The sequence below is a fragment of the Streptomyces sp. NPDC091682 genome (genome assembly GCF_044756625.1).
In the GTDB taxonomy this organism is placed as follows: Bacteria; Actinomycetota; Actinomycetes; order Streptomycetales; family Streptomycetaceae; genus Streptomyces.
Genome location: NZ_JBIVTH010000003.1, coordinates 114,731 through 136,601, shown reverse-complemented (window position 1 = coordinate 136,601; position 21,871 = coordinate 114,731). Strand labels below are relative to the sequence as shown.

The 21,871-nt window shown below is 70.1% G+C and carries 21 protein-coding genes; 11 read left to right on the top strand and 10 right to left on the bottom strand.

What is annotated here, in order from left to right; translation table 11 throughout:
• The first annotated feature begins 90 nt into the window (after window positions 1–90).
• A complete protein-coding gene (gene gcl / locus ACIQK6_RS08660; protein WP_329097837.1) occupies window positions 91–1,878 on the top strand; it encodes a glyoxylate carboligase in 1,788 nt (595 codons plus the stop codon).
• A 94-nt stretch (window positions 1,879–1,972) separates the two neighbouring features.
• Here the strand turns inward: gcl and ACIQK6_RS08655 are convergent, their stop codons facing one another.
• Entirely contained in the window at window positions 1,973–3,088 is a 1,116-nt protein-coding gene (locus tag ACIQK6_RS08655; RefSeq protein ID WP_329097835.1) for an SAM-dependent methyltransferase, read from the bottom strand.
• Window positions 3,089–3,248: 160 nt separating this feature from the next.
• Here ACIQK6_RS08655 and ACIQK6_RS08650 point away from each other — a divergent pair, with 160 nt between their 5' ends.
• On the top strand, window positions 3,249–4,754 hold the full coding sequence (locus tag ACIQK6_RS08650) for an amino acid permease (protein WP_329097833.1): 1,506 nt from the start codon (window positions 3,249–3,251) through the stop codon (window positions 4,752–4,754).
• A gap of 52 nt (window positions 4,755–4,806) precedes the next feature.
• Window positions 4,807–5,286: a hypothetical protein gene (locus ACIQK6_RS08645; RefSeq protein ID WP_329097831.1), complete on the top strand. Its 480-nt coding sequence runs from the start codon at window positions 4,807–4,809 to the stop codon at window positions 5,284–5,286.
• A gap of 440 nt (window positions 5,287–5,726) precedes the next feature.
• Here ACIQK6_RS08645 and ACIQK6_RS08640 read toward each other — a convergent pair whose 3' ends face one another.
• The 3 genes from ACIQK6_RS08640 to ACIQK6_RS08630 all read right to left on the bottom strand — a co-directional run bounded on the left by ACIQK6_RS08640 (window position 5,727) and on the right by ACIQK6_RS08630 (window position 9,194).
• Window positions 5,727–7,184, bottom strand: coding sequence for a catalase (locus ACIQK6_RS08640; RefSeq protein ID WP_402694563.1), 1,458 nt, complete (start codon window positions 7,182–7,184; stop codon window positions 5,727–5,729).
• A gap of 210 nt (window positions 7,185–7,394) precedes the next feature.
• Window positions 7,395–8,285 carry a 2-hydroxy-3-oxopropionate reductase gene (locus ACIQK6_RS08635; RefSeq protein ID WP_329097827.1) on the bottom strand — a complete coding sequence of 297 codons (891 nt, stop codon included), beginning with the start codon at window positions 8,283–8,285 and terminating at the stop codon, window positions 7,395–7,397.
• A 75-nt stretch (window positions 8,286–8,360) separates the two neighbouring features.
• Window positions 8,361–9,194 carry a TIM barrel protein gene (locus ACIQK6_RS08630; protein ID WP_030008880.1) on the bottom strand — a complete coding sequence of 278 codons (834 nt, stop codon included), beginning with the start codon at window positions 9,192–9,194 and terminating at the stop codon, window positions 8,361–8,363.
• Between the two features lie 180 nt (window positions 9,195–9,374).
• Between ACIQK6_RS08630 and ACIQK6_RS08625 the strand changes: the two genes are divergently transcribed.
• The 7 genes from ACIQK6_RS08625 to ACIQK6_RS08595 all read left to right on the top strand — a co-directional run bounded on the left by ACIQK6_RS08625 (window position 9,375) and on the right by ACIQK6_RS08595 (window position 15,369).
• A complete protein-coding gene (locus ACIQK6_RS08625; protein WP_329097824.1) occupies window positions 9,375–9,626 on the top strand; it encodes a thiamine-binding protein in 252 nt (83 codons plus the stop codon).
• Window positions 9,623–10,021: a helix-turn-helix domain-containing protein gene (locus ACIQK6_RS08620; RefSeq protein ID WP_329097822.1), complete on the top strand. Its 399-nt coding sequence runs from the start codon at window positions 9,623–9,625 to the stop codon at window positions 10,019–10,021. Before ACIQK6_RS08625 ends, ACIQK6_RS08620 begins: the two co-directional genes overlap by 4 nt.
• 154 nt (window positions 10,022–10,175) lie before the next feature.
• The gene (gene uraD, locus ACIQK6_RS08615; protein ID WP_329097821.1) at window positions 10,176–10,697 is read left to right on the top strand and encodes a 2-oxo-4-hydroxy-4-carboxy-5-ureidoimidazoline decarboxylase; all 522 of its coding nucleotides are present in this window, start codon (window positions 10,176–10,178) and stop codon (window positions 10,695–10,697) included.
• 2 nt (window positions 10,698–10,699) lie between these two features.
• Entirely contained in the window at window positions 10,700–11,089 is a 390-nt protein-coding gene (gene uraH / locus ACIQK6_RS08610; RefSeq protein WP_327382449.1) for a hydroxyisourate hydrolase, read from the top strand.
• A 1-nt stretch (window position 11,090) separates the two neighbouring features.
• Entirely contained in the window at window positions 11,091–12,014 is a 924-nt protein-coding gene (pucL, locus tag ACIQK6_RS08605) for a factor-independent urate hydroxylase (protein WP_266606280.1), read from the top strand.
• A 188-nt stretch (window positions 12,015–12,202) separates the two neighbouring features.
• A complete protein-coding gene (locus ACIQK6_RS08600; protein ID WP_329097818.1) occupies window positions 12,203–13,606 on the top strand; it encodes an 8-oxoguanine deaminase in 1,404 nt (467 codons plus the stop codon).
• A gap of 365 nt (window positions 13,607–13,971) precedes the next feature.
• Window positions 13,972–15,369: a nucleobase:cation symporter-2 family protein gene (locus ACIQK6_RS08595; RefSeq protein WP_329097816.1), complete on the top strand. Its 1,398-nt coding sequence runs from the start codon at window positions 13,972–13,974 to the stop codon at window positions 15,367–15,369.
• A 219-nt stretch (window positions 15,370–15,588) separates the two neighbouring features.
• On the opposite strand, the gene ACIQK6_RS08590 is transcribed toward ACIQK6_RS08595, so the two are convergent.
• Window positions 15,589–16,560 carry an MTH938/NDUFAF3 family protein gene (locus ACIQK6_RS08590; protein ID WP_329097814.1) on the bottom strand — a complete coding sequence of 324 codons (972 nt, stop codon included), beginning with the start codon at window positions 16,558–16,560 and terminating at the stop codon, window positions 15,589–15,591.
• 129 nt (window positions 16,561–16,689) lie between these two features.
• Between ACIQK6_RS08590 and ACIQK6_RS08585 the strand changes: the two genes are divergently transcribed.
• The gene (locus tag ACIQK6_RS08585; protein WP_329097812.1) at window positions 16,690–17,082 is read left to right on the top strand and encodes a VOC family protein; all 393 of its coding nucleotides are present in this window, start codon (window positions 16,690–16,692) and stop codon (window positions 17,080–17,082) included.
• Here the strand turns inward: ACIQK6_RS08585 and ACIQK6_RS08580 are convergent.
• The 5 genes from ACIQK6_RS08580 to ACIQK6_RS08560 form a co-directional block, all read right to left on the bottom strand.
• Window positions 17,060–17,536 carry an SRPBCC family protein gene (locus ACIQK6_RS08580; protein WP_329097810.1) on the bottom strand — a complete coding sequence of 159 codons (477 nt, stop codon included), beginning with the start codon at window positions 17,534–17,536 and terminating at the stop codon, window positions 17,060–17,062. The genes ACIQK6_RS08585 and ACIQK6_RS08580 overlap by 23 nt on opposite strands.
• A 216-nt stretch (window positions 17,537–17,752) precedes the next feature.
• Window positions 17,753–19,030 (bottom strand): GDSL-type esterase/lipase family protein, encoded by a 1,278-nt coding sequence (locus ACIQK6_RS08575; protein ID WP_329107523.1) that lies wholly within the window; start codon window positions 19,028–19,030, stop codon window positions 17,753–17,755.
• A gap of 189 nt (window positions 19,031–19,219) precedes the next feature.
• On the bottom strand, window positions 19,220–20,839 hold the full coding sequence (aceB, locus tag ACIQK6_RS08570) for a malate synthase A (protein WP_329097808.1): 1,620 nt from the start codon (window positions 20,837–20,839) through the stop codon (window positions 19,220–19,222).
• Window positions 20,840–21,091: 252 nt separating this feature from the next.
• Complete coding sequence (locus ACIQK6_RS08565) at window positions 21,092–21,721, bottom strand: NTP transferase domain-containing protein (RefSeq protein ID WP_402694562.1); 630 nt, start codon at window positions 21,719–21,721, stop codon at window positions 21,092–21,094.
• Window positions 21,688–21,870, bottom strand: coding sequence for a hypothetical protein (locus ACIQK6_RS08560; RefSeq protein ID WP_329097804.1), 183 nt, complete (start codon window positions 21,868–21,870; stop codon window positions 21,688–21,690). The genes ACIQK6_RS08565 and ACIQK6_RS08560 overlap by 34 nt, the downstream gene beginning before the upstream one ends.
• Window position 21,871: the final 1 nt, after the last annotated feature.

Here is a 21,871-nt window from a genome sequence, read left to right as displayed (position 1 = left end):
GCTGGAGTCGCCACTTAGTTTGTTCCGTATAGCAGAACAAAACTTCCGGATTACGGAAAAGCCTGACCGTCAGACCCGCAGGAGAACCCGATGCCCCGTATGACAGCCGCCGCCGCTGCAGTGGAGATCCTCAAGCTCGAGGGTGTCGAACAAGCGTTCGGTGTTCCCGGTGCCGCGATCAACCCGTTCTACCGAGAGCTCAAGAACGTGGGCGGCATCGCGCACACCCTGGCCCGCCACGTCGAGGGCGCGTCGCACATGGCCGAGGGCTACACCCGCGCCAAGGCGGGCAACATCGGTGTCTGCATCGGTACGTCGGGCCCGGCCGGCACCGACATGATCACCGGCCTGTACTCGGCGATCGCGGACTCGATCCCGATCCTGTGCATCACCGGTCAGGCCCCGGTCTCCAAGCTCCACAAGGAGGACTTCCAGGCCGTCGACATCGCCTCGATCGCGAAGCCGGTCACCAAGAAGGCCACGACCGTCCTGGAGGCCGCGCAGGTCCCCGGCGTGTTCCAGGAGGCCTTCCACCTGATGCGCTCCGGCCGTCCGGGCCCGGTCCTCATCGACCTCCCGATCGACGTCCAGCTCACCGAGATCGAGTTCGACCCGGCCACCTACGCGCCGCTGCCGGTCTACAAGCCGCAGGCCACCCGCGCCCAGGCCGCCAAGGCCCTGCAGTTCCTGCTGGAGTCCGAGCGCCCGCTGATCGTCGCCGGTGGCGGCATCATCAACGCCGACGCCTCCGACCTGCTGGTCGAGTTCGCCGAGCTGGTGAACGTCCCCGTCATCTCCACCCTGATGGGCTGGGGCACCATCCCGGACGACCACGAGCTGGCCGCCGGCATGGTCGGTGTCCAGACCGCGCACCGCTACGGCAACGCGACGTTCCTGGACTCGGACTTCGTCCTCGGCATCGGCAACCGCTGGGCCAACCGTCACACCGGTTACAACCTGGACGCCTACACCAAGGGCCGCACGTTCGTCCACGTCGACATCGAGCCCACCCAGCTCGGCAGGATCTTCGCCCCGGACTTCGGCATCGCCTCCGACGCCAAGGCCGCGCTGGAGCTCTTCATCGAGATCGCCAAGGAGCTCAAGGCCGAGGGGAAGCTGCCGGACTTCTCCGCCTGGGCCGCCTCGGCGCAGGACCGCAAGGCGACCCTGCAGCGCCGTACGCACTTCGACGACATCCCGCTGAAGCCGCAGCGCGTCTACGAGGAGATGAACAAGGCGTTCGGTCCCGAGACCCGCTACGTCACGACCATCGGCCTGTCCCAGATCGCGGCGGCGCAGTTCCTGCACGTCTACCGCCCGCGCAACTGGATCAACTGCGGCCAGGCCGGCCCGCTCGGCTGGACCATCCCGGCCGCCATCGGCGCCGCCACCGCGGAGCCGGAGACCCCGATCGTCGCGCTGTCCGGCGACTACGACTTCCAGTTCATGATCGAGGAGCTGGCGGTCGCCGCCCAGCACAAGGTCCCGTACGTCCACGTCCTCGTGAACAACGCCTACCTGGGTCTGATCCGTCAGGCGCAGGGCAACCTCGGCATCAACTTCGAGGTCAACCTCGAGTTCGAGAACATCAACACCCCCGAGCTGGGCGTCTACGGCGTCGACCACGTCAAGGTCGCCGAGGGCCTCGGCGTCAAGGCCATCCGCGTCACCGACCCGGACAAGCTGGGCGAGGCCTTCGAGGAGGCCAAGAAGCTGGCCCAGGAGTTCCAGGTCCCGGTCGTCGTCGAGGCCATCCTGGAGCGCATCACCAACATCGCGATGAGCAAGACGGTCGACATGAGCGACGTCACCGAGTTCGAAGAGCTCGCGACCGAGCCGGGCCACGCTCCGACCGCGATCAAGGCGCTGCAGGTCTGATCCGAGCCAGCAGCACGACGACGGCCCCCGTCCCTCCTTCCGGAGGGGCGGGGGCCGTTCGCTTCACCCCTACGGGGAACGGGGCGCGGGTCCCTCAGGGCGCCTCCCGAGACCGGGCGGGTACGGGCGCGGGGACGGGAACGGCCCTCAGCGTCACGGGGCCGTCCGCCCCGGCGACGACGAACTTCACCGACCCCGCCGGTTCCCGCGCGTGCTCCGGCACCTCGACGACCTCGTACGCCGTGGCGAACGGCGTGTGCCGCAGCTCGTCGGAAGTGAGGAGGGCGCCGCCGCCGTCGAGGGGCCCGCCGGTGACGTCCTCGGCGACCTCGGCCACCAGGCCCGCGCCGATCACCGCAGGGTCCGGCACGTACACGTAGCGGCCCGGGGGCCGCACGGACGGCTCGGGCAGACCGCGCGCGGTGAGCGAGGCACCGGCGGGCAGCACGGTGGCCTTGCGCACGGTGACTGGTGCGGGCTCGTGGTGCAGGCCGAACCACAGGACCAGCTCCTGGACGGCCCCGGCGTAGGAGATCCACTCGGCCTCGGCGGCCCGGCCGAGGCCCGGCAGGGCCCCGCGCGGGAGGTCGGGCACGAGCCGGATCCAACCGAGGCCGGTCTCGCGTACCCGCTCCAGCGCCCAGGAGAGCGGCAGATCGTACGACTCGGGGTCATGGCGCCCGTCCGGCCCGGGACGCCGCACCAGGTCGATGAAGACGGCCTCGCCCTGGCTGCCGAACCGGGTGGCGTCCTCGCACTGGGGGAAGAACATCCCGTCGTTCACCACCGGCGCGTTGGCCGCGGCGATCTCCACGGTCAGCGGATCGGCGTCGAAGGCCGTCGTGTGGTGCGACCAGCTGAGCACGAGGGCGTCGGCGCTGCTGCCCAGGCATATCGCCTCGATCAGCACCACGCCCACCTCGTCCAGGACGCGGTGCAGCTTGTAGTCGGACACGGTCAGGTGGGAGGAGAGCTCGACGAGGTCGGGGGTGAAGTACATCTGCGGGGCGAACTCCCCGAACTTCGCGGCGGCCAGCCCGCGCAACCGCACCTGCTCCTCGGCCGCCGCCACCAACGCGGCGGGCCGGCCCTGTCGCACGGCGGCCGTCGCCGCGGACTCCGGCCCACCCTCCGGGCCGGCCTCTTGCAGGGCCGCCAACAGGCTCTGGCCCTCGTCCGTCAGCAGCGTCCGGAAGGTTTGAAGATCCATCTGGCCATTCAACCAGCGCCCACCGGCCCCGTGAGGCGCGTCCGTTCGGGGCTCCGCCGCGAGCGTCGCCCGCCAGTCGCCGGGGTGGAGCGGCCCGGCGCAGGACACTGAGCGGGCCCCGCAGCCTCTGCGAAGGGCCGGTGGAGAGTGAGGTGGCCGGGTGGCGCGGGTTTCGGCGGGCGGGCAGGGTGAGCAGGGCGGCAGCCGTGACGGCGCCCGCAGCGGTGGGGGCGGTGACGGTGCGGGCGTCGAGCTCGGGGGCTACCGGCAGGAGCTGAAGCGCACGCTGGGCTCCTTCCAGGTGTTCGCGATCTCGTTCGCCTTCATCTCGGTGGCGGTCGGCGTCTTCGGGACCTACGACGAAGTGCTCCGAACCGCGGGGCCGGTGGGGATCTGGCTCTGGCTGATCGCCGCGGTGGGGCAGACCTTGGTGGCGCTGGTGGTCGCCCAGTTCGCGGCTCGCATTCCGCTCAGCGGCTCCTCCTACCAGTGGGCCTCCCGGTTGGCCAACACGAGAATCGGCTGGTGGTTCGGCTGGCTGACCTTCTGCTACCTGGCGATCGCCGTGCTGGCGATCGACAACGCGCTGGCGAGCCAGGCGTTCATGCCCCTCGTCGGCATCGCCGAGAACGAGGACACCGCGCGCATGATCACGTTGGCGGTGCTGATCGTCCAGGCCGTCGTCGCCATCGCCTCGACGCGTCTGGTCAGCTGGATCAACTCGGCTGCGGTGGGGCTGGAAGTGGCGCTCGTCGTGGTGGTGGCGATCGCCCTCTTCGTCGCCGTGGCCGTCACGGGTGACGGTTCGACGGGCAACCTCACCTCGCGCGGGGTCGCCGCGCACGCGCCCGACTACTTCGCGGTCGGCGGCGGGCTGATGCTGGCGATGATCATGGGCCTCGCCACCCTCGTGGGCTTCGACTCCGCCGCGAACCTGGCCGAGGAGGCCAAGGACCCCCACCGCAGCGTCCCGCGCGCGATCGTGGGGTCGGTCGTCGCCGCTGGAATCCTGGGCATGCTCTTCCTGATCGCGCTCACCGTCTCGATCGAGGACGTCCCGCGGATCAGCGCCGACGGGTCGCCGGTCGCGGCGATCATGCGCGAGAACCTGGGCCCGGCCGCCGAGAAGGTGCTGCTGGTCGCGATCTCGTTCGCGTTCTTCGGCGCCGGGATCGTGGTGATGGTCTCCTGCTCGCGGCTCGTCTACGCGATGTCGCGCGACGCACGCTTCCCCGGGCACCGGTTGCTGCGGCGGGTGAACCCCCGTACGCAGACACCGGTCCCGGCGACCCTGCTGATCCTCGCGCTCGGGTTCGTCCTGATGGTGGCGCTGCCCGGTGCGGCGCTGCTGGAGCTGATCACGGCGTCGACGATCCTGCCTGCCCTCATCTACGGGGCCACGATCGTGCTCTACCTGGCCGTACGCCGCCGCCTGGGCCGCCGGGAGGGCGCCTTCGACCTCGGACGCCTCGAACTGCCGGTCGCGGTCTGCGCGCTGGTCTGGACGCTGCTCGCGCTGTTCGTGCTCGTGACCCCGCGGGAGGCGCTGGTCCCCGTCGTGGTGGTGGGCGGCCTGCTGGTCCTGGGAGGGCTGTTCTTTCTTGGGACGCTGCTGTTCGACCGCGAGGCGCTGGACACCGAACGCGGTGCCGACACCGACTGGTAGGGGAGCGGCCCGTCACCCGTGCGAAGCTGACCGCGCCTGATGAGGGGGAGACATGACCGAATTCGGATATCCGCGCGCCAGCGACCAGGTCCTCGCCGTCCGGAGCGAGCTGGCCGACCAGGTCGTCCTGGCACTGCGCACCGCGGGCCTGCCCGCCTTCCGCGAGGACGGCCCCGACGGCCCCGACGGCCCGGACGGGTCGGACGGGGCGGGTGCGGTGGTCATGGTCGATGCCGACGCCGAGACGGGCTCGGCGGCCGTCTCCGTGGGATGGAGGTGCGGCCCCGGCGTGGCCCAGGCCGCCCTGGACGCCCTCGTCGCGGGAAGCCCCGGTGACGCACCGGCCGTCCGCCGGCCCGGAACGATCGCACTCCACATGCAGGGTGCGCTGATCGGGCTCCTGCTGTCGGCGGGGTTCCTCGCGACGCCGGAACACGACCTCATGAATCCGGACCTCGTCCTGGTGTTCGGCCGGACGTCCGACCTGCCGCCCGCACTGCGGCCTGCGTTCGTGCCGCCGGGAAGCCCGTAGCGGGCCGGCACGACCGGGCCGGCACGACCGGGCCGGCACGACCGGGCCGGCACGACAAAGCGCCGAGTCACGGGACCGTCCGTGACTCGGCGCTCTGGTTGGTTACCGCCCGACGGTGCGAGGCTGGCGCGACAGGACGTTCGCACCGCCGGGCGGAGTGTGTGGGGAGGTGGGTACCTCCGCGTGCAGGGGGCTCTGTGCGCGGCCCCCGTACGAAGAGGTGTGGCTGGGACCGTGGCGGGCGGGCGACGAGAACTCCGGCACCGTCTCCCTCAGGTCAAGAGACGGGCCTCGGAACCCATTACCACCGCACTGGCTCGCACGCCCGCCACGGTCCTCGTCCTGCCCTCACCGCGCACCACCCCTCATCCGGGTCCACGGGTCGGGCTCAGCACCCGGGGCCTGACCTCCCGTCAGGCCCCCGGTACATCCATATCCGCTCAGGCGTCGCGCAGGGCGCGGACGGCCTCCTCGACGCGCTTGCCGTAGTCGGCGTCGGCGGCGTGGAAGTGAGCCAGGTTCTTCTCGATGACGTCCTCCAGGGTGACCTGGGACAGACCGCCGGCGATGTTCGCCACCAGACGCTGCTTCTCGGCCTCCGACATCAGGCGGTAGAGCTCACCGGCCTGGAAGAAGTCGTCGTCCTTGGTGTGGGCCGGGGCCTCGTGGGTGCCCGTGTAGCCGGAGACGGCCTTCGGAGCGCCCAACGCCAGACCGGTCTCGGCCGGACCCCGGTACGAGTTGGGCTCGTAGTTCTTGTCGTGGCGCGAGCCGTTGCGCAGCGCCATGACGCCGTCGCGGCCGTAGTTGTCGGCCTTCGTCGCCTTCGGGGCGTTGACCGGCAGCACGGTGTGGTTCACGCCGAGGCGGTAGCGCTGGGCGTCGGCGTACGCGAAGAGGCGGCCCTGGAGCATCTTGTCCGGCGAGGCGGTGATGCCCGGGACGAAGTTGTTCGGGGAGAAGGCGGACTGCTCGACCTCGGCGAAGACGTTGTCCGGGTTGCGGTCGAGGACCAGACGGCCCACGCGCTGCAGCGGGTAGTCGGCGTGCGGCCACACCTTGGTGAGGTCGAACGGGTTGAATCGGTAGTCCGCGGCCTCGGCGGCCGGCATGATCTGCACGTACAGGGTCCACGAGGGGTTCACACCGCGCTCGATGGCCTGCAGCAGGTCGGTCTGGTGCGAGTTCGCGTCCTTGCCGACGAGCTCGGCGGCCTGCTCGCCCGAGAGGCTGCGGATGCCCTGGTTCGTCTTGAAGTGGTACTTGACGAAGAAGGCCTCGCCCTGCTCGTTCGTCCACTGGTACGTGTGGGAGCCGTAGCCGTTCATGTGACGGTACGACGCCGGGATGCCGCGGTCGCCCATGAGCCAGGTGATCTGGTGCGTCGCCTCGGGGGCGTGCGCCCAGAAGTCCCAGACGTTGTCCGGCTCCTGCTTGCCCGTGAAGGGGTCGCGCTTCTGGGAGTGGATGAAGTCGGGGAACTTGATCGGGTCCTTGATGAAGAACACCGGGGTGTTGTTGCCGACGAGGTCGTAGTTGCCCTCTTCGGTGTAGAACTTGAGCGCGAAGCCGCGCGGGTCGCGGACCGCGTCCGCGCCGCCGAGGGAGTCGGCGACGGTGGAGAACCGCAGGAAGGTCTCGGTCTTCTTGCCGACCGTGTTCAGGAACGCGGCGCTGGTGTACGCGGTGACGTCGTCGGTCACCTCGAAGTAGCCGTACGCGGCCGAGCCGCGGGCGTGCACCACGCGCTCCGGGATGCGCTCGCGGTTGAAGCGGGCGAGCTTCTCCAGGAGCTGCTGGTCCTGGACCAGCAGCGGGCCACCGACGCCGGCGGTGGCGGAGTTCTGATTGTCGGCGACCGGGGCGCCGGACTCGGTCGTCAGCGTGCGCTTCGACATGGTGACCTTCCGTACGGGGTAACTGCTGACGGAAAGCGTCTTCCGTCATGCGGAACAGCCTAATTTCGGCGAGAACTAAACGTCAACAGTTTGTTGAACGAAGTTGAAGGGTGAGTGGTGATCCGGACGGCGCCGGCGCTTGGGCGCGACAGGACAGGTGTCAGCACCGGCGCCATCCGGAGACTCGGGCCCCCGCGAGAGGGGGAGTGCTCAGATCTGAGCGCCGGAGAGGCGCTCGACGGCACGGAGCAGGGCCGAGTGGTCGAGGCCGCCGTCACCCTGGGCGCGCAGGGAGGCGACCAGCTGGGCGACGACCGCACCGACGGGCAGGGCCGCACCGACGTTGCGGGCGGCGTCGGTGACGATGCCCATGTCCTTGTGGTGCAGGTCGATCCGGAAGCCGGGCTTGAAGTCGCGGTTCAGGAAGTTGTCCTTCTTGCGGGTCAGGACCGTGGAGCCGGCCAGACCGCCGTTGAGGACGTCCAGGGCGGCCTGGAGGTTCACGCCGGACTTCTCGAGGAAGACGACGGCCTCGGCGCACGCCTGGATGTTCACCGCGACGATGAGCTGGTTGGCGGCCTTCACGGTCTGGCCGGAGCCGTGCGGACCGCACAGGACGATGACCTTGCCGAGGGCTTCGAGGATCGGCAGGGCCTCGTCGAAGTCGGCCTGCTCGCCACCCACCATGATCGACAGGACGGCCTCGATGGCGCCGGCCTCGCCGCCGGACACCGGCGCGTCGATGACGCGGATGCCCTTGGCGGCTGCGTTCTTCGCGAGGTCGATCGAGGTCTGCGGGGTGATCGACGACATGTCGATGATCAGCGCGCCGGACTTCGCGTTCTCCAGGATGCCGTTCTCGCCGTAGGAGATGGCCTCGACCTGCGGGGAGGCGGGCACCATGGTGATGATGACGTCGGCGTCCGCCACGGCCGCGGCGATCGAGCCGGCCGCGGTGCCGCCGGCGGCGGCCAGGCGGTCCAGCTTGTCCTGCTCCAGGGTGAAGCCGGTGACCGAGTAGCCGGCCTTCAGGAGGTTCTCGGCCATGGGGGAGCCCATGATTCCGAGGCCGATCCAGGCAATCTTGGGGAGGTTGCTCATGATGAGGGTCCTTCTCTTAATGCTTCGTACGAAAAGTGCGTGAGGTGCCTGGCTGATCGCCCGGACTTGGTCCGCCTACTTCGCGGCGCGGGCCTCGGCCGGCAGCCATGCGAAGGAAGCGGCAGCGTCGGCGGCCTTGTACTCCAGGCCTACGTAGCCCTCGTATCCGGCCTTCTTTAGCTGGTCGAGCAGCTCCTCGAGGGGCAGCTCGCCGGTGCCGGGGGCACCGCGGCCGGGCTTGTCCGCGATCTGGACGTGCCCGGTCTTGGCGGCGTACTTTTCGATGACCTCGGAGAGGTCCTCATCGTTCATCGCCAGGTGGTACAGGTCGAGCAGGAACTTGGCGTTGCCGAGGCCGGTGGCCTCGTTCACCTTGTCCACGACCTCGATGCCGGCCGGCGCGCTCACCAGGGGGTAGAGCGGCGACTCGGGCTTGTTGAGGGTCTCGATCAGGAGGATCGCGCCGACGCGGTCCGCGGCCCGGGCCGCCACGACCAGGTTCTCCAGGGCGAGCTCGTCCTGGACGGCCGGCTCCACGCCTTCGACGCGGTTGCCGTAGAGGGCGTTCAGCGCCTTGCAGCCGACCGAGGCCGCGAAGTCCGCGGCCACGTTGATGTTGGCGTTGAAGCGCTCCGACTCCGCACCGGGCACCGACACCGCGCCGCGGTCCGGGCCCGGCAGCTGGCCGGCGTAGAAGTTCAGTCCCACCAGCTGGGTGCCGGCGTCCTCAAGAGCCTTCTTGAGGGCGTCGAGCTCCTCCTGTGCGGGGGTGGGGGTTTCGATCCAGGGCCACCACAGCTCGACCGCCGTGAAGCCCGCCGCGGCGGCGGCCGCGGGGCGCTCCAGGAGCGGGAGTTCCGTGAAGAGGATCGACAGGTTCACATCGAAGCGCTGGTCCGTGTATCCCATGAGGGGTGTGCGCTCCTTCCGTATTGCGGAAGTTATTTTCTGCTTGATGGAAGACTGCATGGGGTTCTGCGTCGATGTCAAGTGCGGACTCCCGAAGGATCGCCCCCGCCCGTCGGCCGACCACCACCCCTCGAGGAGGCGCTGTCGCGCAGCCCCTTGCTGCCCGGGTAGCTTGACGACGTGCGATTGAGAGTGGAGTTCACGACCGAGCCCTTCGATCTGGAAGAGGCTCCTGCCCATGCCGTGGCGGCCCGCGAGGTCATCCAGAAGGCCCAGCTGGACGCGGTGGACGTCGGCCCGTTCGGCAACACCGCCGAGGGTGGGGCCGACCGGGTGCTGGCCGCGGTGGGAGCGCTGCTGCGCGAGTCCCTGGAAGCCGGCGCCACGCGCGTCTCGCTCCAGGTCAACGTGATCGGGGAGGACGTGTCGTGACCGAGCCCCGCGACCATCCCTTCGTCACCGCGGTCAAGCCGCTGGTGGACGCCATGGGCGGCGAGCTGATGGACCCCGCCCTGGCGCAGCCCGACGACGTCGTGCTCACCTGGGAGGGTCAGGACCTGCTGGCCGTGCGCCTGCCGCAGCTCTCGGACTCGCTGGACCGCATCCTGGCCGCCCTGGAGCGCCGGTACGGCGTGCCGTTGGCGCAGCTCGACCGGAAGTCCAAGCAGGACGTCGTGCGGATACTGGAGGCGCGGGGCGCCTTCTCCGTGCGGCACGGCGTGGAAACGGTCGCGGGCGCCCTGGGCGTCAGTCGCTTCACCGTCTACAACTACTTGAACAGGGACTCCAGCACCCCGAAGGGCGGCGGCAAGACCAGCCAGGAGTGAACGTCATCTGACTCGCGGTGACCGGCCGCCGCCCAATTCACCCGGGCGGCGGCTTTTGTGTACGGGAAGTTTCAACAAAGTGTTGACGCCGTGTTGTCGAGGGCGTTAGCTATGCGCAGCCCGTCAAAGCAACAACAGGCCACGGAGGCCTACCGTGACTTCGAGTCCGACCCCGGGTCTCACCCGGTTCAACACCTTGGACGACGGCGCGGCCACGGCCGAGCTGCACGAGGTGTGCGCCAGTTCGGCGTGGGGGAGCAAGATGCTCGCCCAGCGCCCCTTCGCCACCGCAGAGTCCCTGTTCGCCGCGAACGAAGCCGCCATGGCGGAGCTCACCGCGGACGACCTGGGCGAAGCGATGGGAGGCCACGCGCCGATCGGCCGGCCGAAGCCGGGGGACCCGACCTCCGCCCGCGAGCAGCGCGGCATGGCCGGTGCCTCGGAGGAGCTCAAGAACGAGCTCCTCGAACTGAACCTGGCCTACCAGGACAAGTTCGGCCACGTCTTCCTCATCTGCGCCACCGGTGCGACCGGTGAGTTCATGCGCGACGCGGTCAAGGTCCGGATCGACAACTCGCCGGAGCAGGAGCGGGAGATCGCCCGCGGCGAGCTCGTCAAGATCAACAAGATCCGCCTCACCCGCCTCGTCGAACGCGCAGAAGCAGAAGGAGCGTGACCATGAGCACCGAGACCACTGCGTCGGTGTCCACGCACATCCTGGACACCAGCATCGGCAAGCCCGCCGAGGGCGTCGCCATCTCCCTGTCGGCCCGTACGGGTCTGCACGGCGAGTGGGCGGCCCTGGGCGGCTCCGCCACGGATGCGGACGGGCGCTGCAAGGACCTGCCGGCGCTGCCGGAGGGCACCACACACGTGCGTCTCGATTTCGAGACCGAGACGTACTTCGAGAAGAAGCAAGCCGAGGCGCAGCAGGACGCCCCCCGCGTAAGGGACAGCGGTGCGTTCTTCCCCGAGGTCACCATCACCTTTGCGGTGAACCCGGGCGAGCACTACCACGTACCGCTGCTGCTCAACCCGTTCGGCTACTCCGTTTACCGAGGGAGCTAGCATGGCCACGATTCTGGGCCAGAACCAGTACGGCAAAGCAGAGAACCGCGTCGTCAAGATCACGCGGGACGGCGACACGCACCACATCAAGGACCTGAACGTCTCGGTCGCCCTCTCCGGCGACATGGACGACGTCCACTACTCCGGCTCGAACGCCAACTGCCTTCCGACCGACACCACCAAGAACACGGTGTACGCGTTCGCCAAGGAGTACGGCATCGAGTCCGCCGAGCAGTTCGGCATCCACCTGGCGCGCTGGTTCGTCACCAGCCAGGAGCCGATCAAGCGCGCGCGCATCCGGATCGAGGAGTACGCCTGGGACCGGATCGCCACCTCGGACGCCAACTCCAAGTTCATCGGCTCCGACGAGGTGAACCACTCCTTCGTCCGCCAGGGCGTGGAGACCCGCGTCACCCAGATCACGTACGACGGTACGAACTGGGAGGTCATCTCCGGCCTCAAGGACCTCGTCGTCATGAACTCCACGAACTCCGAGTTCTGGGGGTACGTGAAGGACAAGTACACGACGCTGAAGGAGGCCTACGACCGCATCCTGGCCACCCAGGTGTCGGCCCGCTGGCGCTTCAACTGGTCGGACGACGAGCAGCGGATGCCCAACTGGGAGAAGTCCTACGCCGAGGTCCGCAAGCACATGCTGCAGGCCTTCGCGGAGACCTACTCCCTGTCGCTGCAGCAGACCCTGTACCAGATGGGTTCGCGCATCATCAACCACCGTTCGGAGATCGACGAGGTCCGCTTCTCGCTCCCGAACAAGCACCACTTCCTCGTCGACCTCGAGCCCTTCGGCCTCAAGAACGACAACGAGGTGTACTTCGCCGCGGACCGTCCGTACGGTCTGATCGAGGCCACTGTTCTCCGGGACGGCGTCGACGCCCGCATCCCCGTGGACATGACTAACCTCTGACGCGGCACGCGCGTCCCGGGGCTCCGCAGTGGCCCCGGGACCGCGCGACACTCCGAGCCTCCTGAATCGGCACCCGGTGCATCACACGGGGCGGCAGTACTGTCAGCTGTCAAGGCCCCCGGCTCCGGCACTCAAATCTCCTGGGCCTTGCCGTGCCCGCACCGCCACTGAAAGCACGAGGAAGTCCCATGGCAGCATCGGCAGCCCATGACAGCGCGGTCGAGCGCATCGTCATCGAGAACTGTGCGATCGCGACCGTCGACGCGAACGACACCGAGTACGCCTCGGGTCACATCGTCATCGCCGGCAACCGGATCGAGTCCATCGGCGCGGGCAAGGCCCCCGAGAACCTCGACAACGTGGTCCGCCGCATCGACGGCACCGGGCACCTCGTGACCCCCGGTCTGGTCAACACCCACCACCACTTCTACCAGTGGATCACGCGTGGTCTGGCCACCGACCACAACCTCTTCAACTGGCTGGTCGCGCTGTACCCCACGTGGGCGCGCATCGACGAGCAGATGACGTACACGGCCGCGCAGGGCTCCCTCGCCGCGATGGCCAAGGGCGGCGTCACCACCGCGATGGACCACCACTACGTCTTCCCCAAGGGCTCCGGCGACCTGTCCGGCTCGATCATCCGCGCCGCGTCCGAGATGGGCGTCCGCTTCACCCTCGCCCGCGGCTCGATGGACCGCAGCGAGAAGGACGGCGGCCTGCCGCCGGACCACGCCGTCGAGACCCTCGAGGGCGCGCTCGCCGACACCGAGGCGACCGTCAAGAAGTTCCACGACGCCTCCTTCGACTCGATGACCCAGGTCGCCGTCGCCCCCTGCTCCCCCTTCTCGGTCTCCACCGAGCTGCTGAAGCAGGGCGCCGAGCTGGCCCGTCGCCTGGGCGTGCGCATGCACACGCACGGCTCCGAGACCGTCGAGGAAGAGAAGTTCTGCCACGAGCTCTTCGGCATGGGCCCGACCGACTACTTCGAGTCGACCGGCTGGCTCGGCGAGGACGTGTGGATGGCGCACAGCGTCCACATGAACGACTCCGACATCGCCGCGTTCGCCCGCACCAAGACCGGTGTCGCGCACTGCCCGTCCTCCAACGCCCGGCTGGCCGCCGGCATCGCCCGCGTCCCGGACATGCTGGCCGCCGGTGTCCCGGTCGGCCTCGGCGTGGACGGCACCGCCTCCAACGAGTCCGGTGAGCTGCACACCGAGCTGCGCAACGCGCTACTGATCAACCGACTGAACCCGGTCCACCGCGAGCGCGCCCTGAACGCGCGCCAGGCCCTGCGCCTCGGTACGTACGGGGGCGCCCAGGTCCTCGGCCGTGCCGACAACATCGGTTCGCTGGAAGTCGGCAAGTGCGCCGACCTGGTCCTGTGGAACCTGAACACCTTCCTGCACTCCTCGATCGCCGACCCGGTCACCGCGCTGGTCTTCGGCGCGGCGGCCCCGGTCACCGCGTCGTTCGTAAACGGCAAGCAGATCGTTGAGAACAACCGGCTGCTCTTCGCCGACGAGGACGCCATCGCGGTGTCCACGCGGGAAGAGGCCCAGCGCCTCGCGCGGATCTCCGCGCAGGCCTGATCCCACGGAGTCCGGCCGGGGGGGACGGCCCCCGGCCGGCGGCCGCGGACCCGAGCGGGGTCCGTGGGCAGCCGTTCCCGGGTAGCGCCTGAGGAGATCCGCAGGCGCCCCGGGGGCGGTGACTCGTGCAACCAGCGCGCACCGCGCCGCTGCCGCGGCACCTCCGGCTCACGTTCGGATCCGGCTCCTGCCGGCTCCCGAGCTGGGCCGCAGCGCGGAACCGATGATCGGGCGAATCGTTTCCGCACCCCTTGGGGCAAGTAGTCGCACCACCACAACCGAACAAAGGCTCGACTCGCACCGCTTTCGCACCACCTCCAAGACACCACGCCCCCGCCGGCGTGTTCAACCGAACGGAGGAAGCCGTGGCCCAGGCGCCCAGGTTTCGCAAAGATGCAGATGCAGTCGCAGTACCGGAGGAGAAGCATCCGGTCGATGAGACCCTGCCTCCGCTGAAGATGTTCACGAGCGGTCTCCAGCACGTGGCCGCCATGTACGCGGGTGTCGTGGCCCCGCCCATGATCGTGGGCCCGGCCGTCGGGCTTTCCGCCACCGAGACGGCCTTCCTGATGGGCGCCTCGCTCTTCACCGCAGGCCTCGCCACCCTCCTCCAGACTCTCGGGTTCTGGAAGATCGGCGCCAAACTCCCCTTCGTCAACGGCGTTTCCTTCGCCGGCGTGACCCCGATGATCGCGATCGGCAAGGGGGAGGGGGACAACGCCGTCCCCGTCATCTTCGGCGCCATCATCGTCGCCGGGGCCATCGGCTTCTTCGCCGCCCCCTACTTCGGCAAACTCGTCCGCTTCTTCCCGCCGGTCGTGACCGGTACGGTCATCACCCTCATCGGCGTCTCGCTCCTGCCCGTCGCCTTCAACTGGTCACAGGGCGGGAACCGCACCGCCACCGACTACGGCTCCGTGCAGAACATCGGCATGGCCGCCGCCACCCTGGTCATCGTCCTGCTGATGCGCAAGTTCCTGCGCGGCTTCCTCCAGCAGATATCCATCCTCCTCGGCCTGGTCGCCGGCACCCTCATCGCCCTCCCGCTCGGCATGACCAGCTTCGACGCCGTCAAGAACGCCTCGGTGGTCGGCTTCCCGACCCCCTTCCACTTCGGCGCCCCGCAGTTCCAGGTCGCCGCCATCGTCTCGATGTGCATCGTCATGCTGGTCTGCATGACCGAGTCCACCGCCGACATCCTGGCCCTGGGCAAGATCGTGGGCCGTCCGGCGGACGCGAAGACCATCGAGGGCGGGCTGCGCGCCGACACCCTCGGCAGTGCGATCAGCCCGCTGTTCAACGGGTTCATGTGCAGCGCCTTCGCCCAGAACATCGGGCTGGTCGCCATGACCAAGGTGCGCAGCCGCTTCGTCGTCGCCGCGGGCGGCGGGATCCTCATCCTGCTCGGCCTGTGCCCGATGGCGGCCTCCGTCATCGGCGTGGTCCCGCTGCCGGTCCTCGGCGGCGCCGGCATCGTCCTCTTCGGCTCGGTCGCGGCCAGCGGCATCCAGACCCTGGCCGGGGCGGCCATGGAGAAGGGCGAGAACGCCCTGATCGTCGCCGCCTCCGTGGGCATCGGCCTGATCCCGATCGCCGCGCCGGACTTCTACCACGCCTTCCCGAAGGACCTGCTGGTCGTCCTCGACTCCGGCATCAGCACCGGGTGCGTGGTGGCCATCCTGCTCAACCTGGCCTTCAACCACCTCGGCGCCAGGAAGGGCGCGGCCTCGGGGGCCGCGGCCGACCCGGTACCCGTGCACTGACACCCGGCCCCCGCCGGACGCACACGGCGGCGGGGGGGGGGCCCCCCCCCCCGCCCGCGCGGCGCCCGGGCGCCCCCCCCCCCCCCCCCCCCCCCCGGGGGGGGGGGGCCCCCGGCCCCCGCGCGCCCCCCCCCCGCCCCGCGCCCCCGCCCCCCCCCCCCCCCCCCCCCCCCCCCCCCCCCCCCCCCCCCCCCCCCCCCCCCCCGCCGCGCGCCCCGCTCAGCAGGTCGAGTGGAAGAGGCCGCCGACCCGGCCGTCCCGGGCCAGCCGGTTGTAGATCTCCACGGCTCCGGTCGTCTCCGCCACGTGCACCTCGACCCCGGCCGCCCGGAGCACCTCCAGCGTCTGCGGTACGACCCCGAGGCGCTCCTCCATGCCCCGGCTGAGCACGACCGCCGTCACCCCGAGGTCGAGGAACTCGCGGACCTCGCCCGGCTGGATGCCGGGATCGTGCCGCGTACCGTGCTCGGACCAGTCCCAGGGGCGGCCACCGCCCGGATACAGCTTGAAGTCCTTGGCGGGGGCGAGCCTTTCGGCCTCGATGCGGCCCCACGAGAGGTGGGTGATGAGGGGGGACCGGTCGGCGGCCGGGGCGGGCACCGGGGGAGGAGCCCACAGCATCAAGTTGCTCATCAGCTCGGCCTGTTCGATCGCGTCGTCCAGGGCGTGGTGCGTGTGGCGGCGGCGCGACAGCAGTTCGCGCGGCATCCGGCCCTTCACCGCGGCCCGCAGCGGCACCCGCGCCTTCGTGGCGTAGAGGGTCTTCATGTCCAAGCAACCGGAGTGGCCGAAGGGGCTGTCCCCGCCGAACCGGATCAGGTACCAGTACAGGAAGGTCCAGTCGAAGGACGCCGGATAGCCGCACATCACCGGCTGGGCCCCCGCGGACACCTCCCGCACCCAGGCGCGGAACTCGGCCATGGCCGCTGCCGGATCGGCGCCCTCCCGCACCAGGCGGTCGCGGTCCAGCCCGCTCACGGCCAGCGCCTCGGGCACGAACTCCTCGCTGATGGGCCGCAACTCCCGGTAGAAGGTGAGGCGTTCCGGATCGGCGGCCGTATACGAGGCACCGTCCTGGCGGCCCGCGACCGAAGCTCCGAAGCTGATCATCGAATACGGTCCGGGGATGGGTCCGTCGGCCTCGATGTCGACGGAGATGTACAGACTGGGACGTGCGCTACGGGCTGCCATGCGCCCGAGCATGCCAGCCCCCCCTCGCGTCGATCACCCCGATTTCCGGGGCGCCGGCCTGCGGAATCGACGCCCGGCCGGACCGGGAGGACCATGGGAAGCGGGGAGCCCCGGACCGAAGGAACCGGCATGTTCGAAAACAGCAGGGCATTCAGCGGATTCGCGGTCGACGACCTGGAGCGGGCCGAGGAGTTCTACGGGACGACCCTCGGCCTGAGCGTCTCCCGGGACGAGGACATGGGCCTGCTCCGCCTCGACCTCGCGGGCGGCACCACGATCATGGTCTACCCGAAGGAGGACCACCGGCCCGCGACCTACACGATCCTGAACTTCCCCGTGGACGACGTCGAACGGGCCGTGGACAAGCTCACCGCGCGCGGCGTCGCGTTCGAGCGCTACGAGGGCTTCGAGGCGGACGCCAAGGGCATCGTGCACGGCGAGGACGGCACGCCCACCATCGCCTGGTTCAAGGACCCGGCGGGCAACATCCTGTCGGTGCTCACGGCCGCCCCCGACCGGTGATCGGCGTGACCTGCGCGTCGGCGTGCTCGCGGACCGCGATCCTGGCGAGCTTCGTCAGCATCATGCCGTTGCGGATGGCGACGATGTAGTCCACGGGGAGCCCGTGCATCCGGGTGCCGGGTCCCCGCAGGGGGTGCCAGTCGAGGGTGAAGAGGGTGTTCTCGCCCCAGGGCGCCAGGTGCATGGCGATGCGCGCCGCCCCGAAGGGTTCCGCCCGCGCTTCCAGCTCCAGGCGGCGCTGCGGTTCGCACCGGCGCACGACGCAGGTGTCGTCGAGGGTGAGGGGGCCGGAGCCGACCCGGACCTTCAGCCGGGCCCCCACGTCCGGCCAGTGCGGATCCGCGGCGAGGACCTGCTGGGTTCCCGTGACCCATTCGCCGTAGCGGTGGCCGTCGGACAGCAGCCGCCAGACCTCGGACGGCGTGCTCAGGATCAGGCGGCGGTTGCGGGCCACGCCGATCACGCTCCTTCCGGATGCGGCGCGCCGCGTCGGACCCGCGGTCCGTCGCCCCGTCCGTCACCCCCCAGACTCGGGCCGACGGGCCGTTCGCGCAGTCCGACTGACCCGAACGGGGCCCGCCGGGGCCCGCCGGGGCCCGCCGGGCCCCGCCGGGCTCCCCAGGGCTCCACCGGGCCGCCGCCCGGTGGAGCCCCGACCACGGGGCCTCCCTCAGGAGGTCGGGGTCAGGAACATGCCCGTCTGGTCCCCGCCCGCGGTGTTCTTGCAGCTGAAGCCGGAGCTCGCGGGCTGGGCGACGACCAGGGCCAGGCAGCGCCCCGCGGCGAGCTGGCCGAAGTAGTTCGGGTGCATGGACTCCTGGATCGGCCCCTGCGTCTCGTTCTGGTCGATCCAGCGCGCCCACTCGCTCGTCTTCGCCGAGGCGGGCACGCTCGAGCTCACCAGCTTGCTCGCCTTCGCGCACACCTCACGGCCCTGCATCATGTCCCGCAGGTCCAGGAACTGTGCGCCCTTGGCCGCCGCGACGCCCTTGATCCGGTTCGCTATCTGCGGCACGAGGGAATCCCGCGCCCAGTCCGAGTCCCGGTTCCAGAAGGGGCATCCGCCGGTGTTGAGCCGGCTCCAGTCGCTCTGCGTGTACCGGTTCTCCGCGCCGCGCGGGATCGGCGACGGGTAGGACTGCAGCACGATCCGGTACGAGGAGTCGGCGTACCCGGCCGCACGCATCACGGCCCGGATCTCGTCCACGGACTTGCCGACCTTGCCCATGACCGCGTCGATCTTCTGGTCGACGCCAGCCTGCTGGTCGTCGTAGCAGTACGAGTTCCAGAGGACGAAGTCGAGCGCGCAGTCCGTGATGATGTCGGCGAAGCCGAGGTCGTTGCCGCCGATGGACAGGGCGATGACCTTGACGTTGTGGCTCGCGGCCACGGCGGCGAGCTGATCGGCCTGCGGGGCCTCGCCCTTGTAGGCGACGCCGCCGTTGGAGGCGCGGAACACGTTGTCCGAAACCGCCCCGGAACAGGCGAGGTTCACGGCGACGTCGGCGATCGCCCCGGCGCTGCGCACCTCGGCGGAGTCGGAGCGGTGGCATCCGCCGACGGTGGTCCCGTAGACCTTGGCGGGGTCGTAGGTGCTGCCGCTGACCCAGCCCCGGTCGGTACCGTTCCGACTGCCGCTGTTGGTCAGGCTGTTGCCCTTCCAACGCCCGGCCTCGCCGGAGATGTAGCTGTCGCCCATGGACACCACGGCGGTGGGTCCGGTTACCGGGCTGGCGGCGGAGGTACCCGCCCCGCCGGCCAACAGTGCGCCGGCGGCGAGCGGCACGGCCATTGCGGCCCCGGCCAGCCGTCGCACCCGACTGCGGTCACGGTCCTTGCTGACGTTGCGGAATCCGATCACGGCGGAACTCCTGCGTTCGGCCACGCCGAAGTCGGCGACGACTGTGTCGCGTGGCTGGGAAGTGGGGGTACCGCCGGCCGGTGGCATCGGAAAGGTGACACGGGCCCGCTTGTTACCGCTAGGTACAGTCACGTTACGAACAAGTAACGACCGACCGGTCGTTCGGGACTCGGATCGTCCTGTTGTGGAACGCAAACGGCTCCGCCCGCGCGCCGTGCGGCGCGCGGGCGGAGCCGTCGGGCTTCGGCCGCTGTGCGTTTCGGTCGAAGCCGGGTATCAGCCGACCAGCTGGTCGTAGGCGGGGAGGGTCAGGAAGTCCGCGTAGTCCGCGTCCAGGGAGACCTGGAGGAGGAGGTCGTGGGCCTGGTTCCACTTGCCGGACGTGAAGGCCTCCTCGCCGACCTCGGCGCGGATGGCGGCCAGTTCCTCGGCCGCGATCGTGCGGGTCAGTTCGGCCGTGGCCGTCTCGCCGTTCTCGAACACGACGCCCGCGTTGATCCACTGCCAGATCTGCGAGCGCGAGATCTCGGCGGTGGCCGCGTCCTCCATCAGACCGAAGATGCCGACGGCGCCGAGGCCGCGCAGCCACGCCTCGATGTAACGGATGCCGACCTGGACCGCGTTGCGCAGGCCCTCGTACGTCGGCCGCGCGTCGAGGGAGTCGATCGCGATGAGCTCGCCCGGGGCCACCGAGACGTCCTCGCGCAGCCGGTCCTTCTGGTTCGGCTTCTCGCCGAGCACGGCGTCGAAGGAGGCCATCGCGATCGGGACCAGGTCGGGGTGGGCGACCCAGGAGCCGTCGAAGCCGTCGCCCGCCTCGCGGTCCTTGTCGGCCTTGACCTTCTCGAAGGCGACCTTGTTGACCTCGGCGTCCTTGCGGGACGGGATGAAGGCCGCCATGCCGCCGATGGCGTGCGCGCCGCGCTTGTGGCAGGTGCGGACCAGCAGTTCGGTGTACGCCCGCATGAACGGGGCGGTCATCGTGACCGCGTTGCGGTCCGGCAGGACGAACTTCTCGCCGCCGTCACGGAAGTTCTTGACGATGGAGAACAGGTAGTCCCAGCGGCCCGCGTTCAGGCCGGCCGCGTGGTCGCGCAGCTCGTAGAGGATCTCCTCCATCTCGTACGCGGCGGTGATCGTCTCGATGAGGACGGTCGCGCGGACGGTGCCCTGCGGGATGCCGACGTAGTCCTGGGCGAAGACGAAGATCTCGTTCCAGAGGCGGGCCTCCAGGTGCGACTCGGTCTTCGGCAGGTAGAAGTACGGCCCCTTGCCGAGGTCGATCAGGCGCTTGGCGTTGTGGAAGAAGTACAGGCCGAAGTCGACGAGCGAGCCGGAGGCCGGGCCGCCCTCGAACTGCAGGTGGCGCTCCTGCAGGTGCCAGCCGCGCGGCCGCATGACGACGGTGGCGAGCTGGTCGGCGGGCTTCAGCGCGTACGCCTTGCCGGTGCGCGGGTCGGTGAAGTCGATGCGACGCTCGTAGGCGTCGATGAGGTTGAGCTGGCCGAGGACGACGTTCTCCCAGGTGGGAGCGGAGGCGTCCTCGAAGTCGGCGAGCCAGACCTTGGCGCCCGAGTTCAGGGCGTTGATGGTCATCTTGCGGTCCGTCGGACCGGTGATCTCCACACGACGGTCGTTCAGCGCGGCCGGGGCCGGCGCCACCTTCCAGTCGCCCTCGCGGACCTGTGCGGTGTCCGGGAGGAAGTCGAGGGTGGAGGTCCGGGCGATCTCGGCACGGCGCTCGGTGCGGCGGACGAGGAGCTCGGCGCGGCGGGGGGCGAACCGCCGGTGGAGCTCGGCCACGAAGGCGAGGGCCGCTTCGGTGAGGACTTCGTCCTGCCGGGGCAGGGGCTCGGCGTCGACGATGGCCAGCGGGGACGGCGCTGGTGCGGACATATCTGTCACTCCTTCAGCGGCGGTGCCTGGCGGCCGCGGGGGAATGCTCGCGCGAGACGGCACGCAGTGCCGTCGGGTGTGGAGAGCTCCGGAATACGGTCGCGGGCGCCGTCTGGGGGTTCAGGGCGCTTCTGACCAGTGGATAGTAATTTCCTCATGGTGGAAGTTCAATGGTTTGTTGATGTCGAGATTCTCTGAGTCGACAGATTCCGCTTCCCGGTGGCCCTCAGTGCCAAGGCGGTCACGCCGTGCTCAGAGGAGTCGTGCCAGGTCGGGCGGCGTGTCGATGTCGAAGGCCTCCGCGATGTCCGCACACTCCACCAGCATGAGCTCCTCGGCATGTCGCGCAAGATGCACCCGAGCGCCTTTGTCGCCGGTCGCCGTTGCGGCGACGTCGGCCCAGCGGTCCGCCCCGAACAGCACGGGGTGGCCGCGCTCCCCGCCGTACGCCGCCGCCACCAGGCTCGTGGGGGAGCGGTACGCCGCCCGTACCCGGGCCACCGCCGCCGGGCCGATGCCCGGCTGGTCCACCAGGGAGACCAGGGCCGCGCGGGCGCCCGTACCGGCGAGGGAGGCGAGGCCGACCCGCAGCGAGGAACCCATCCCCTCGGCCCACTCCGGGTTGTCCACGATTACGCAGCCGGTCAGGTCCGCGCGCTCGCGCACCTCGGCCGCCGAGGCACCGAGCACCACGTGCACCGGGTCGCAGCCCGCCTCGCGCAGGACCCGTACGGCGTTCTCGACCAGCGGGCGGCCGCGGTAGGGGAGCAGGGCCTTGGGTCGTCCGCCGAGCCGGCGGCCGCCGCCGGCGGCCAGCAGCAGGCCCGCGATCGGCGGGGACCCCGGGGTCAGGGGCGGATCGGGGTGCGTGTGGGATGACATGGCACCGATTCTCGCTGCTGCGTGCGATCCGGTGACCGTCGTGCCAGGGCGCGCCGTACGGAGGCCAGCGCGGCCCCGATCCGCAGCGGACGGGCGATCCGGTTCTCGGCGGCGGCCAACAGGAAGCGCTCGTCACGGTCGGTCAGCATC

Bases quoted from the DNA above. Each gene is read 5' to 3' on its own strand.
- gcl (WP_329097837.1), top strand. From the start codon at position 91: ATGCCCCGTATGACAGCCGCCGCCGCTGCAGTGGAGATCCTCAAGCTC.
- ACIQK6_RS08655 (WP_329097835.1), bottom strand. From the start codon at position 3,088: ATGGATCTTCAAACCTTCCGGACGCTGCTGACGGACGAGGGCCAGAGC.
- ACIQK6_RS08645 (WP_329097831.1), top strand. From the start codon at position 4,807: ATGACCGAATTCGGATATCCGCGCGCCAGCGACCAGGTCCTCGCCGTC.
- ACIQK6_RS08640 (WP_402694563.1), bottom strand. From the start codon at position 7,184: ATGTCGAAGCGCACGCTGACGACCGAGTCCGGCGCCCCGGTCGCCGAC.
- ACIQK6_RS08635 (WP_329097827.1), bottom strand. From the start codon at position 8,285: ATGAGCAACCTCCCCAAGATTGCCTGGATCGGCCTCGGAATCATGGGC.
- ACIQK6_RS08630 (WP_030008880.1), bottom strand. From the start codon at position 9,194: ATGGGATACACGGACCAGCGCTTCGATGTGAACCTGTCGATCCTCTTC.
- uraH (WP_327382449.1), top strand. From the start codon at position 10,700: ATGAGCACCGAGACCACTGCGTCGGTGTCCACGCACATCCTGGACACC.
- pucL (WP_266606280.1), top strand. From the start codon at position 11,091: ATGGCCACGATTCTGGGCCAGAACCAGTACGGCAAAGCAGAGAACCGC.
- ACIQK6_RS08600 (WP_329097818.1), top strand. From the start codon at position 12,203: ATGGCAGCATCGGCAGCCCATGACAGCGCGGTCGAGCGCATCGTCATC.
- ACIQK6_RS08590 (WP_329097814.1), bottom strand. From the start codon at position 16,560: ATGGCAGCCCGTAGCGCACGTCCCAGTCTGTACATCTCCGTCGACATC.
- ACIQK6_RS08585 (WP_329097812.1), top strand. From the start codon at position 16,690: ATGTTCGAAAACAGCAGGGCATTCAGCGGATTCGCGGTCGACGACCTG.
- ACIQK6_RS08575 (WP_329107523.1), bottom strand. From the start codon at position 19,030: ATGCCACCGGCCGGCGGTACCCCCACTTCCCAGCCACGCGACACAGTC.
- aceB (WP_329097808.1), bottom strand. From the start codon at position 20,839: ATGTCCGCACCAGCGCCGTCCCCGCTGGCCATCGTCGACGCCGAGCCC.
- ACIQK6_RS08565 (WP_402694562.1), bottom strand. From the start codon at position 21,721: ATGTCATCCCACACGCACCCCGATCCGCCCCTGACCCCGGGGTCCCCG.
- ACIQK6_RS08560 (WP_329097804.1), bottom strand. From the start codon at position 21,870: ATGCTGACCGACCGTGACGAGCGCTTCCTGTTGGCCGCCGCCGAGAAC.